Consider the following 11,812-nt stretch of genomic DNA (forward strand, 5'->3'; position numbering starts at 1 on the left):
CTGCAACTGATTGTATTTAAATATTTTTCTAGCGTCGCTGAGCTGCTCAGGGTGGGCTTTATAGGCTTTTATAGTCAATTATAGAAACGGCTCTGAACGCCTGATTGAGGTTATGCCGAGGCAAGGGGGAAATTCACTCATTTGTCCTGTAACTCATTGTTATTAATGAGTTTATTTCGACAAGAGGGCGTGCCGAGATAAGGCAAAAATTAGGGCATTCGCTCTGTAACTTGCCGCACTTAAACGAACAGATTGGAAATCCTGCTCAAGCGAAGGCGCGCTTAGCGTAATGGCTTCAGCCAGATACCGCTGAGGATCAGTTCGGCCTGCTGCGAATTAAGTAGGCCGATCTGGAGTTGGCAAAGGTACTGGGGTGTCGGTATCAAGGCTCTGAGCCCAAGTCTCGACCAATGCGTGATCGATCACCAAACCCTCGCTCACGTCGGCCAATGCCTCGCGTGTTAGATCAGCGAGTCGTTGGTCGTGATTTATTGAATTGGCCATTCCCCGTCCATTTTGCCGTGCTCTGCTGCTAGCTGACGGGCGTTGGCTCTGAATAGCCCGTCTTCACGCCCTGGGTGGCCGCGTAATGGCGGGTTTGGAAAGCCAGGACATCCTGCATCTGCTTGCTGACGTCCTCTTCAAGCCCCCATTCATAGGCCAGCTTGTCGAGTTGGTAGCGAGAGACAAGCTGGGTCGCACGCGGTGAGCGCTCTGCTGGTTTCAGGTTTGACCAACTGCTGACAAAGCCTTTTAGGCGCGCGGCTTTGTCCGTTGATACACAGGGAAAGCGACGCAGCAGGTCGACGAGATAGAGGGCACGCAGCTTCTGTTCAGGCTGGCGCAGCTTGCCTGCCACTTCACGCTGCAGTACTGGCACGAGGTCGCGCTCTTCGTACCACAACTGCTTGGCGAGCTCCACAAGAGCATCGGACGCAACTTGGCTAAGACGCTGCTGGGTGACAGTCTCCAGAAGCGTGCCAAAGCTTTGTTTACGATCCAGACGTGGCATCTCGCCCATCCTCCAGGTACTTCGCTGTGACCAGTTTCAGGCAGCCTAGCATTGCACTTCGGTTGCCCACGGCATAATCGATTGCCTCTGTTGCTAGTGTAACAAACTGGCCGACATCGACACGGCCACATTCGATGAGCTGTTCGATATCAGATTGATCGTTTTCCGTAAAGCGGCCGAGCTTGGAGATGGCCAGATCCACGCCGGCGGCAACGAAGATATGTAGCGGCTGCTCACCCTCGAAACCCTCCATGGGGATGGCGCGCTCGCGGTAATCCTCGTGCAGTGGCCCGAGGGCATTGGTGTAGTTCTGGTCCAGGTACACCTGCAAGTCGCGGCCGTCGCCGTCCTCATATCCCTCTGGCGGTGTGTAGACGGCCATGATCTCGTCCTTACGCAGCACACGGGCCGCCTCGATCTCCGCATCGATGTCCGCACTACCACGCGCATGGGTGAGCAGGTGCACCGCGCAGCCGCCGAAGACGAAGACCTTGAGTGAGCCTGGCGGATTGCCATCCAGTAGCGGCAAGGCCCGGGCGAACAGATTACCAATGGCCTGGCCCAGCGGCGTAGTCAGCCGGACAGGTTCCGCAGCCCCCTCATCGGCAGTCTCAAGTAGTGTCATCTCCACCTCCGCTCAGTGCATAGGCTCAGTGTGCCGGTTCATGTGCTACGTGCGCCATCGCTGTTCACAAGCGGCACCCCGAGTAGCTTTAGCTGTGTAGTGGCTTCGACCAAGCGCTCCTGCAGGCCCTGCGTCTACTGCACCTGAAGCGCGGATGCTTCGCTCAGCCGGGACACCTCCTCCTGCAATGTGCGACAACGCTGTTCAAGGGCTTCATTCGAGCGTTCGGAGCCGGCCAGCGTGCTCTGCAGAGCCTCCAGGGCCTGAGTTTTCTGCGCCACTAGCTGTTGCTGTGCATGTCGCTCTTTTTGCAACTGCCGCGCCTCGGTGAGCAAGCGTGCATTGTCGCGGTTCAGTTGCGTCAGTTCGTCCTGCTTGATTATCAAGGTCTGCTGCAGTTGCCGCAGTTCTAGTTGCAATTGTTGTATCTGCGACTCGTGTCGGCGTTGTTCCTGCTCACGCTGTTCCTTGCTGGCCTGCCGGTAGTGCTCCAGGGTGTCGCGCGCATGTCGGTGTTTTTCCTCCAGCGAGTGGATCTGTGCGTCGCGATCCTTGTGCCGCTCCTCCAGGTCGCGATTAGCCTGCTGTAGGCGGGCGTTCTCGATCTCGGCCTGCTGCAACTCGTGATGAGTGGTCTGAAGTCGTTCCGCGTCGAGCGCGGTCTGGCCTTCCAGTTGTTGGATGCGGTTTTCGGCCTGTCGAAACCGATGCTGGTAATCGAGCCGTTCGCGGGCCAGTTGTTCGCGCTCCTGGGCCACGGCGGCCTGCGCCTCCTCCTCTAGCTGATCTGCCAGTTGGCTGACCAGATTGGCCAACTGTTCGCTGAGCGGGATCAAGGCCGCATCCCGGCCGCGCTCGGCGTCTTCAAGCTCTTTCAGGTAGCGGTGAATGGTGGTCTTTGAACCGGTATTGCCCAGCTCGATGCGCACCGCATCAATACTGGGGTGGATATCGCGGGCGAGTAGAGAATTCCGGGCTTTCTGCACGATTGCTTTGTTGATGCCACCGCGGGCCATAAGTGGAACTCCTGACGATTTCGTTCTGTGGTATGTACTATGTAAATACATAGCATATTATCAAGAACTTCGTTTTTTTCCGCTCGTATTCTAGAATTGGATAATCATGAATTATCCAAGGTGATGCGGTGTTTTTGTCGTTTGGCAGTCGCTCACCGGTACACCAAGGGGATGCGCTCAGATGAGCCAGGAGATCGAGCGGTACCTGCAGGCCGGCACTCGTGCCAACACCCGGCGGAGCTATCAGCAGGCGCTTGAGCACTTCGAGGTGACGTGGGGTGGCTTTCTGCCGGCGACTAGCGATACAGTCGTGCGCTATCTGGTCGATCACGCCGCCACCCTGTCCAGCAATACCTTGAAGTTGCGCCTCGCGGCGTTGGCGCAGTGGCATGTCAGCCAAGGCTTCCCGGATCCGACCAAGACTCCGCTGGTCCGCCAGATCCTCAAGGGCATTCGTACTTTGCACCCACGCCAAGAGAAGCAGGCCGAACCTTTGCAGCTGCGCCAGTTCGAACAGTGCGTGTTGTGGCTGGAACAAGCTTTGGAGCAGGCCCGCGCGGAAGACGACTTGCCACGGCTACTGCGCTGTTGCCGCGATCGCGCTCTGATACTGATCGGCTTCTGGCGGGCCTTTCGCAGTGATGAGCTATGTCGCCTACAGGTCGAGCACATCCAGGTGCGGACCGGGGAGGGCATGCAACTGTTCCTGCCCTGGAGCAAAGGTGATCGGGACAACCAAGGCCAGACCTTCAACGCGCCGGCGCTGGCCAGGCTGTGCCCAGTACAAGCCTACGTCGACTGGATCAGTCTTGCGGGTATCGCACGCGGGCCGGTATTCCGTGGAATTGATCGCTGGGGGCACTTAGGTGAGCAGGGCTTGCACCCAAATAGCGTTGTCCCACTCATGCGCGCCGTACTGCAGGCAGCAGGGCTGCCTTCGGAGCTGTACAGTAGCCACTCGCTGCGCCGCGGGTTTGCCACCTGGGCCACCCGCAGCGGCTGGGATATCAAAGCGCTGATGCAGTACGTAGGCTGGAGCGATGGGCAATCCGCATTGCGCTATGTCGAGAGCACAGGAGTGTTCCCTGGGCAACTGAGTGCGCTACAACACATCTCAAACTGGCCCGAGGGACTGCCATAAGACCGCCTTCCGCGGCCCCGATCTGCACCTAGCTGCGCACTGGGAACACCAGCTCGTCATGTGCGGTGCAAATGAGTCGATGATCCAGCACATGGAAAATTGCAGGGTTCTTGGCATCCTGGGCACCCACAAAGAAGAGGTAACTGCGGGATGCCTGCTTGTCTTTTTTGGCTTTTATGTTCTCTTGCCGGGCTATTTCCAGCTCATTTTTCAGTCGCCCGCGGGCAGCTGCTGACCACTCGCTCCAAAGGACGACCACCTGGTAAGGCGTTAGTTTTTTCTCTTCCCATTCGCCCGCGTTGAGTGAAATGGTCAAGTGTTCATGCTACAAAGACGCGCTGAGGGAACGCTGGTCGAGGCAGTCCAGGTTGTACTGCCTGCGAGGCTGAATGGATCCAATGACTGGACGATGGAGAAGCTGACCGAGCTGATAAGGGTCTATGACCGGGACGAACGAGTCTTGGGCTACGACTTCCAAACGGCATCAGGCCAGACCTACTCGCACAGAGATTGCCTGTACTCACAGGACGGAGCCAAGCACCAGGTCTATTGTTCGATGATGTGTCCCGCATGAGATGGTCGCCACCTCTGGTGGTTCTTGGCAGGGCCACTCACGAGGTTTGACAGGACAATGAAGGCTCTTCCCGAGAAAATCCTGGACATCATTCAACAGCTTCCAGAAGGTGAGGTTCTGACACCTAGCAGATTCCTGCATCATGGTTCTCGCCATGCTGTGCAGCGAGGACTCTCTCGCCTGGTCGAAGGTGGAAAGCTGTTTCGCGTTGCTCGGGGCATTTATGTTGCCGCAGTCGAAACTCGGTTCGGCGTGCGCCCGCCGGCACCGGAGAAGGTTGTCCACTCGCTGGCTAATGCGCTGGGTGAAGTGCTGGTCGACCACGGGGCTCGTGCCGCGAATAAATTAGGGCTGAGCACACAGGTTCCAGTTCGCTATGTCTTTCTAACCGACGGACGCTCTAGGGAGCTTCAGGTAGGCAAGACCACCGTGTCGATTCGGTATGCGCCTCGATGGTTGATGGCTCTAGGCGCTACTGGAGCGGGGGAAGCCATTCGAGCATTGGATTGGATTGGCGAGGCAAGCGTGGGGTATGCCGTTTTCAAACTTCATAAACTACTACCCGAGAGCGAATGGGGTGATCTGGTGTCAGCTCACCGCTCGTTACCTATCTGGATGGCGAATGCAATCTGCGCTCAGTCGAGTTGCACCCACCCTGTCAAGTTGGGCTAGCGGTTTAGCTGTAGCCTACTTACCGCCAGATCGGCATCATCTGGAATGGGGCAATTCGATGTGAAAGCCCGTGAGGCCGGCGGCTGAGGTGCACCAGATGCGGCCTTTGTGAGCCTCAATGATGGATCGGGTGATGGCAAGTCCGAGCCCGGCGTTGCTCGGGCTTCCCTCCCGCCGAGCGGGGTCGACCCGGTAAAAGCGGTCGAAGAGCTTCTCTAAATGCTCTGAGCTAATTGTGTCCCCTGGGTTCTCGATGCTGAAGGTTGTGGAGTCCGCTGTCTCGCGGATCAAAACCGAAATTGTATGTCCCACCGGCGTGTAGCGCAGCGCATTGGACAGCAAGTTGGAAAGTGCACGATCAAGCATCAGCCGATCTCCCAGCACTTGGCCTGTGCCTGTGAGCGATAGTTCAATGCCATGTTCTTCGGCCAGAAGGTGGTAGTAGTCAAACAGCTTGAAGACTACGTCAGCCAGTTCGATCCTGGCCTGCTCGGGGATGATCAGGCCATTATCAGCCTTGGCCAAGAAAAGCATGTCATCAATCATCCGAGACATGCGCTTCAAGTCCTCCAGGTTGGAGTAGAGATTCTCTTCATAGGCATTGATATCGCGTTTCTTGCTCAGCACGACCTCGGTGTGGGTCATCAGGTTGCTAACGGGCGTGCGTAGCTCGTGGGCAATGTCGGCCGAAAAATTGGAGAGCCTAACGAAGGCATCCTCTAGCCGAGCCAACATCGCATTGAAGGATAGAACCAGTTGCTGAAGTTCCCGCGGCACTGGTTCGAGAGGGATTCGTTCCTGTAACGAGCGAGCGGACATCCCGGAGGCCACATGAGTGACTTGCCGCAGAGGCCTAAGGCCGCTGCGAGCAACCACCCAGCCGAGCGCGGCACTGAACAGGGCACTGATGACCAATCCAATCCAGAACCATCGTTGCAGCGTGTCGAAAAAGTGTGTGTGATTGGTGACGTCAAGAATCAGCAAAGCTGTGAGCGGCTCAGCCTGATCGGCTACCGAGATTTGCGCCGTCATGCCGCGGTACATGTGTTGGCCGTTCTGCCACTCCCACATGCTCTGCTCATTTTCACGTCTGAAACGCTCTGGTACTTCGACTGCTCTGGGGTCGGAGAACAGTACAGAACCGTCACTGGCCAGGATAGTGGCCGCCAGATCCTGATGGGCTCCCAGCAAGGCTCGCAACTGCGGTAATTCTTCCGAAAGGCTCGCTTCACCGCGAGCATTGTTGAGGATATGTTTGGCGGATTCGAGTTTCTCCACCAGGGCCTGCCGATCCAGCATCTTGAAGTGGTGCTGGCTGAGCATATTGAAACTCAGCCCTGCTACCGTCAGGACTGCAATTACCGCGGACATGAACATCAGGCTCATGCGTGCTGTCAGCGAAAGGTGCTTCATATTCACTCCGGCGCATCCATCATGTATCCCATGCCGCGGGCGGTATGAATCAGCTTGAGATCGAAATCGTCATCGATTTTTGCGCGTAGCCGGCGTACCGCAACCTCAATGACATTGGTGTCGCTGTCGAAATTCATGTCCCAAACCTGAGAGGCAATCAGCGACTTCGGGAGCACCTCGCCGCGCCGGCGCAGTAGCAGTTCCAGCAGTGAAAACTCCTTCGCGGTCAGGTCAATTCTTTTCCCGCCACGGATCGCACGCCGCTTCATCAGATCGACTTCCAGATCGGCAATTTTCATCGTTGTTTGCGTGGGTGAGCCATTGCCTCTACGCAGCAGCGTTCTGACCCTGGCCAGAAGTTCTGAAAAAGCAAATGGCTTGATTAGGTAGTCGTCCGCACCTAGCTCCAACCCTTTAACGCGGTCCTCCACACCATCGCGTGCCGTCAAGAACAATACGGGAACGTCTTTTCCTGCGGCGCGCACCATGCGCAGCACTTCCCACCCGTCCAGCCCAGGCATCATCACATCCAGGATCAGGAGGTCATAGGACTCACTCAGCGCGTGCTGTAGAGCATCTGTACCGGTCATAACCCGATCGACATTGAAGCCCGCTTCACTCAGGCCTTGCTGCAGGTATGCACCGGTTTTGGGTTCATCTTCAGCTACCAGTAGTTTCATGCGAGCAGACTCCAAAAATCGGGTGGCCTGAGTTTGCAGGCAAACCGCGGCCCCAACCAGAAGCTTACGAAAATGTAATTCTGACTTCAGGTCTCTGACAGGGTGGCTTGTCTAGGGTGCTAGCATGAGCATTAGGTTGTGCTCTCGGCCCTCGACAGACCAAAAGCAGAGGTGCCGGCCATAGTTTGCACTGATGGAGACTGCCCTATGAAATCGCTGAAACCTTTGCTTCTGGTTGGTTCGCTACTGCTGTCTTCTATGGCTTGGGCCGAAGGGGGCAGCGACCGTGTATTCGAGCGCATCCAGCAGATGCGCGACAAAGCAGAAGCCGTGCTGATCCAGGCGGAGAAGGCCCCGGTCGGCGAGCGGCATGTGCACATGAAGGAGCATATGAACATGCTCGAAGAGATCATGAGCCAGCTGCACAACGAACATCCCGCGCCAGACATGTCAGCCGAAGAGCATCTAGCCTGGATGGAAAAGCATGACAAGCTGGTAGACGACGTGCTGGGTCAAATGATTCGAGAGCACAAGCTGATGATGGCCGACAAGGAATGCCATCAGTAAAGATTTCCCCCATCTTCCAGGCCTTTCGTGATTGCTCCTTTGGCCTAGCGGCGCCTTTATGGCGCCGTGCTTTTTCCCAGCTGACGCAATTGTAGTTTTGGGGTCAGCGGCCTGGCAGCAAGCGGGGAATAGCATGAGATTTCCAGCATCCATCGCGAGGTCTCACCATGAAACGCATACCCCTTAAGCTGCTGATCAGCACTCTGTTCATCAGCACCACTTTTCCGGCATTTGCCGAGGCCGGCGGCAGTAGCAATGGCATTGGGCAGCAGGCCCAGGCGACGCCAGCGACTCGTACCATCTTGGTAAAGATGGACGACATCAACTACAGCCAGAAAACGATCGATGTGAAGCCAGGTGAAACCGTGCGCTTCGTTCTGAAGAACGAGGGCGCGTTGATGCACGAGTTCAACATCGGGCAGGCAGCGTCCCAGCTGGAGCACCAGCGCAAGATGGCGTCCTTGTTCAAGGACGGCACACTGACCCCGACCGGCATGGCCGAGCGCATTGTCTGGCATGAGCGTTATGGCACGGGAGACTCCAACCCTCCAGGCTATCCGAAAGTCATCAAAGCCAAGCATGACGACCCGAACGCGGTTCTCGTCGAGCCCGGCACAACCAAAGAGTTCGTGTGGACCTTCCCTAAGGCGGGCAGTTTGAGCTTCGCCTGTACATTGCCTGGGCATTACCAGGCGGGGATGGTCGGTGAGTTTGCTCTGCGTTAGTCCGGCACCGGTGCTACCCGTTGGCCGCGAGCTGGCTAGCACCGATTTGACGAACCTTACTGCGATGTAGTTTTCACGTCAGCGTACCGCCAGCTGCACCTCATTAGCATCGGGACTCATCCCTCCTCAACACCTCAGAGGCACACCATGAAACTCAGACCCGCTTTCATAATCACCACCCTTGGCTTGCTGCTCAGTGCTGCCAATGCGCTGGCCAGCCCGGGCCACAAGAAAGACAGTATTGGGCAACCGGGAGACGGTCAGGCAGTAGATCGCACCATCGAAGTCCGGATGGGGGACATCTTCTTCGAACCCAAAGCAATGGAGATCAAAGCAGGCGAGACAGTTCGCTTCGTCCTGAAAAATGACGGTGCACTGCTACACGAATTCAATCTTGGCAAAGCGGCATCCCATGCCGCGCACCAGAAAGAGATGGCCGCGATGTTTCAGAACGGCACGCTGTCCCCTACAGGTGTGCATGACATGAGCAATATGGGCCATGCCATGGGCGGCATGAAGATGGTCGGTATGGAACACGATGACCCCAACAGTGTTCTTGTCGGACCTGGAGCAAGCGAAGAGTTGATCTGGACCTTCTCCGCCGCCACCGAACTGGAGTTCGCCTGCAATATTCCAGGACATTATCAGTCGGGAATGGTCGGTAAGGTGACCGTACGCTGACGTTTATTGATACTCGCCAACTCCGTCCAGTCTGAGACACCTATACTGATCCGGCCGCCATTGAAACGAGGCTATTGTCGTGGACCATACCCATCACACCAGTACCACTGAGCCGCCTTTTTGGAAGAGCAAGATTGGCATTGCGCTGATCATGCTGGCCGTAATCGGCATCTTCTATGTAGCGCGTGAGCATTACGGTCATCTTTCGCAGGCCCTGCCGTACCTCATCCTGCTGCTATGCCCGCTGATGCATCTGTTTGGCCACAATCACGGCGGGCACTCCCACTCCAGCAGCACCGCTGTTTCCAAGGACGAAGAAAGGACATAGATCGCATGCAAAAGACCTCCTGCCATCATGACCAGGATCATTCACATAACTCGCACGCCCACTCCGAGAGCCAGCGCGACCCGGTGTGTGGCATGGAGGTGAAATCTGATAGCCCATACCGCGAGAGCGTTGAAGGGAAGACCTATCGCTTCTGCAGTGCCAAATGCCTGCAGAAGTTTCAAATTGATCCCCACTCGTACATGGGCCACTCGTCTCATGAAGCACATCAGCATACGAGTCACCCTACGATATCGGCACCAGAAGGAGCCGCATATACCTGTCCGATGCATCCAGAGATTCGCCAACCGACCCCTGGCAACTGCCCGATCTGTGGCATGACGCTGGAGCCTGTCATCCCGGAGCTGGAAGAGGAGGAAAACCCGGAGCTGAAGGACTTCTCTCGGCGATTCTGGTGGACCCTACCGCTGACCGTCATCGTGACCGTGCTGGCGATGGCTGGCCATTCCTTGCAACTGTTTCATGGCACGACCCAGAACTGGGTCGAGCTGGCTCTGGCGACGCCCGTGACGCTATGGGGTGGCTGGGTGTTCTTCGCCCGCGGCATTGACTCCATCCGGCACCGCAGCCCCAACATGTGGACGCTGATCGGATTGGGAACTGCAGCTGCCTACCTCTACAGCGTGGCCGCTACCTTGGTTCCGCAGTCGTTTCCGGCGGCCTTTGTCCAGGACGGACGTATCGGCGTCTATTTTGAAGCAGCCGCGGTGATTATCTCACTCACGCTGTTGGGCCAAATGCTCGAACTAAAGGCCCGCTCGCAGACGTCCGCAGCTATCAAATCGCTGCTGGGACTGGCACCAAAGACAGCGCGGCGCATCATGCCCGATGGAGTAGAAGAGGACATTCCTCTAACCCATGTCCATCAGGGCGATCATCTGCGTGTCCGGCCAGGCGAGAAGGTTCCTGTAGATGGCACTGTGCTGGAGGGTGAGAGCGCAGTCGACGAATCGATGCTTACTGGAGAACCGTTACCCGTGACCAAACGGGCAGGGGATGCCCTTATCGGTGCCACCCTAAACACCCACGGCAGCCTAGTTATGGAGGCGCAGAAAGTCGGTGCCGAAACCATGCTGTCGCAGATCGTGCTGATGGTGGCCAAGGCCCAGCGCTCTAAGGCACCCATGCAGCGTATGGCCGATGCCGTTGCGGGGTATTTCGTGGTCGGGGTGATCCTGATCGCGATTCTGACCTTCTTCGGCTGGGGGCTGTTCGGGCCGGAATCTGGCTGGGTATTTGGCCTGATCAATGCGGTGGCGGTGCTGATCATTGCGTGTCCCTGCGCCCTGGGTCTGGCAACCCCGATGTCCGTCATGGTTGCGACTGGCAAGGCCGCTAGCAGCGGTGTGTTGTTCCGCGATGCCAGCGCCATCGAAAATCTATGCAAGATCGACACGCTCATCGTCGACAAGACCGGAACCCTGACTGAGGGGTGCCCCGTATTCCATAGTGCGGAAGGGACAGGCGGTTACGACTCCAATGAAGTGCTGCGCCTGGCTGCCAGTCTCGACCAGGGTAGTGAGCACCCGCTGGCTCATGCCATCGTCGATCATGCGCGGGGTCAAGGCATTGCACTGGTCAAGCCGGACACTTTCGAGTCGGGCTCGGGTATTGGCGTGCGCGGTCAGGTCGATGGCCATCAGCTGCAGCTCGGCAACACCGCACTGATGGACGAGGCGGGCGTCGATATTACCCCGCTGCGCAATCGCGCCGAGCAACTGCGTCTGGAAGGCATCAGCATCATCTATTTGGCCGTTGATGGTCGCCTGGCGGGACTCCTGGCCGTTTCCGATCCGATCAAGCCTACTTCTCAACAGGCTGTCTCCAAGCTTCAAAGCGAAGACGTAAAGGTCATCATGGCCACTGGTGATGGCCTCACCACAGCAAGAGCCGTGGCGAAGCAGCTCGGAATCGAGGAAGTGCATGGTGAGGTCAAACCGCAGGATAAGGAGAAACTGGTCGCCGATTTGCAGGGCTATGGCCGTCGTGTCGCCATGGCGGGTGACGGCATCAACGATGCGCCCGCCCTGGCCAGGTCTGACGTAGGTATCGCCATGGGCACCGGTACCGATGTGGCGATGAACAGCGCCCAAGTGACGCTGGTCAAGGGAGATCTGATGGGCATCCTGCGAGCGCGCACCCTGTCAGTGGCAACCGTGAAAAACATGAGGCAGAACCTCGCCTTTGCGTTCCTCTACAACGCGATGGGAATCCCGCTAGCAGCGGGGCTGCTGTACCCGCTGACGGGGCATCTTCTGTCGCCCTTGATTGCTGCGCTGGCGATGAGTGTCAGCTCGGCGTCGGTGGTCTTCAATGCTCTGAGGTTGAAATCAACGGACATCGGATAGGCTTCCATACCA

The 11,812-nt window shown here is 57.2% G+C and carries 13 protein-coding genes; 7 read left to right on the top strand and 6 right to left on the bottom strand.

The features are described 5' to 3' along the window. Positions 1-532: 532 nt before the first annotated feature. From N7422_RS09450 to N7422_RS09460, 3 genes are all read right to left on the bottom strand, one after another. Positions 533-1,012: a hypothetical protein gene (locus N7422_RS09450; RefSeq protein WP_004577578.1), complete on the bottom strand. Its 480-nt coding sequence runs from the start codon at positions 1,010-1,012 to the stop codon at positions 533-535. Beyond that, positions 993-1,637, bottom strand: a complete 645-nt coding sequence (locus tag N7422_RS09455; protein WP_004577577.1) for a DUF6036 family nucleotidyltransferase — start codon at positions 1,635-1,637, stop codon at positions 993-995. The genes N7422_RS09450 and N7422_RS09455 overlap by 20 nt, the downstream gene beginning before the upstream one ends. A 134-nt stretch (positions 1,638-1,771) precedes the next feature. Beyond that, positions 1,772-2,653: a DNA-binding protein gene (locus tag N7422_RS09460; protein WP_004577576.1), complete on the bottom strand. Its 882-nt coding sequence runs from the start codon at positions 2,651-2,653 to the stop codon at positions 1,772-1,774. A gap of 181 nt (positions 2,654-2,834) precedes the next feature. Between N7422_RS09460 and N7422_RS09465 the strand changes: the two genes are divergently transcribed. After that, positions 2,835-3,794, top strand: a complete 960-nt coding sequence (locus N7422_RS09465) for a site-specific integrase (protein ID WP_004577575.1) — start codon at positions 2,835-2,837, stop codon at positions 3,792-3,794. Positions 3,795-3,822: 28 nt separating this feature from the next. Here N7422_RS09465 and N7422_RS09470 read toward each other — a convergent pair whose 3' ends face one another. Next, the gene (locus tag N7422_RS09470; protein WP_016487034.1) at positions 3,823-4,110 is read right to left on the bottom strand and encodes a hypothetical protein; all 288 of its coding nucleotides are present in this window, start codon (positions 4,108-4,110) and stop codon (positions 3,823-3,825) included. Between the two features lie 315 nt (positions 4,111-4,425). Here N7422_RS09470 and N7422_RS09475 point away from each other — a divergent pair, with 315 nt between their 5' ends. Further along, positions 4,426-5,040 (top strand): DUF6088 family protein, encoded by a 615-nt coding sequence (locus N7422_RS09475; RefSeq protein ID WP_004374692.1) that lies wholly within the window; start codon positions 4,426-4,428, stop codon positions 5,038-5,040. A gap of 36 nt (positions 5,041-5,076) precedes the next feature. Here N7422_RS09475 and N7422_RS09480 read toward each other — a convergent pair whose 3' ends face one another. Together N7422_RS09480 and N7422_RS09485 are read right to left on the bottom strand one after the other, a co-directional pair. After that, positions 5,077-6,453 (bottom strand): heavy metal sensor histidine kinase, encoded by a 1,377-nt coding sequence (locus N7422_RS09480; protein ID WP_016487036.1) that lies wholly within the window; start codon positions 6,451-6,453, stop codon positions 5,077-5,079. A 2-nt stretch (positions 6,454-6,455) separates the two neighbouring features. Then, positions 6,456-7,133 carry a heavy metal response regulator transcription factor gene (locus N7422_RS09485; protein ID WP_004577572.1) on the bottom strand — a complete coding sequence of 226 codons (678 nt, stop codon included), beginning with the start codon at positions 7,131-7,133 and terminating at the stop codon, positions 6,456-6,458. Positions 7,134-7,340: 207 nt separating this feature from the next. Here N7422_RS09485 and N7422_RS09490 point away from each other — a divergent pair, with 207 nt between their 5' ends. The 5 genes from N7422_RS09490 to N7422_RS09510 all read left to right on the top strand — a co-directional run bounded on the left by N7422_RS09490 (position 7,341) and on the right by N7422_RS09510 (position 11,800). Next, complete coding sequence (locus N7422_RS09490; RefSeq protein ID WP_016487037.1) at positions 7,341-7,700, top strand: co-regulatory protein PtrA N-terminal domain-containing protein; 360 nt, start codon at positions 7,341-7,343, stop codon at positions 7,698-7,700. Between the two features lie 167 nt (positions 7,701-7,867). Beyond that, positions 7,868-8,425, top strand: coding sequence for a plastocyanin/azurin family copper-binding protein (locus N7422_RS09495; protein ID WP_004577570.1), 558 nt, complete (start codon positions 7,868-7,870; stop codon positions 8,423-8,425). A gap of 147 nt (positions 8,426-8,572) precedes the next feature. Continuing rightward, entirely contained in the window at positions 8,573-9,106 is a 534-nt protein-coding gene (locus N7422_RS09500) for a cupredoxin family protein (RefSeq protein ID WP_004577569.1), read from the top strand. Between the two features lie 79 nt (positions 9,107-9,185). Continuing rightward, positions 9,186-9,434, top strand: a complete 249-nt coding sequence (locus N7422_RS09505; protein WP_003246761.1) for a DUF2933 domain-containing protein — start codon at positions 9,186-9,188, stop codon at positions 9,432-9,434. Positions 9,435-9,439: 5 nt separating this feature from the next. Beyond that, positions 9,440-11,800, top strand: coding sequence for a heavy metal translocating P-type ATPase (locus N7422_RS09510; protein WP_023662984.1), 2,361 nt, complete (start codon positions 9,440-9,442; stop codon positions 11,798-11,800). Positions 11,801-11,812: the final 12 nt, after the last annotated feature.

The sequence above is a fragment of the Pseudomonas sp. GD04091 genome, from assembly GCF_029836165.1.
Taxonomy (GTDB): domain Bacteria; phylum Pseudomonadota; class Gammaproteobacteria; order Pseudomonadales; family Pseudomonadaceae; genus Aquipseudomonas.

Coding starts and splice junctions, on each gene's coding strand:
- N7422_RS09510 (WP_023662984.1), top strand. CDS start 9,440: ATGCAAAAGACCTCCTGCCATCATGACCAGGATCATTCACATAACTCG.
- N7422_RS09475 (WP_004374692.1), top strand. CDS start 4,426: ATGAAGGCTCTTCCCGAGAAAATCCTGGACATCATTCAACAGCTTCCA.
- N7422_RS09450 (WP_004577578.1), bottom strand. CDS start 1,012: ATGCCACGTCTGGATCGTAAACAAAGCTTTGGCACGCTTCTGGAGACT.
- N7422_RS09455 (WP_004577577.1), bottom strand. CDS start 1,637: ATGACACTACTTGAGACTGCCGATGAGGGGGCTGCGGAACCTGTCCGG.
- N7422_RS09490 (WP_016487037.1), top strand. CDS start 7,341: ATGAAATCGCTGAAACCTTTGCTTCTGGTTGGTTCGCTACTGCTGTCT.
- N7422_RS09485 (WP_004577572.1), bottom strand. CDS start 7,133: ATGAAACTACTGGTAGCTGAAGATGAACCCAAAACCGGTGCATACCTG.
- N7422_RS09465 (WP_004577575.1), top strand. CDS start 2,835: ATGAGCCAGGAGATCGAGCGGTACCTGCAGGCCGGCACTCGTGCCAAC.
- N7422_RS09460 (WP_004577576.1), bottom strand. CDS start 2,653: ATGGCCCGCGGTGGCATCAACAAAGCAATCGTGCAGAAAGCCCGGAAT.
- N7422_RS09500 (WP_004577569.1), top strand. CDS start 8,573: ATGAAACTCAGACCCGCTTTCATAATCACCACCCTTGGCTTGCTGCTC.
- N7422_RS09495 (WP_004577570.1), top strand. CDS start 7,868: ATGAAACGCATACCCCTTAAGCTGCTGATCAGCACTCTGTTCATCAGC.
- N7422_RS09480 (WP_016487036.1), bottom strand. CDS start 6,453: ATGAAGCACCTTTCGCTGACAGCACGCATGAGCCTGATGTTCATGTCC.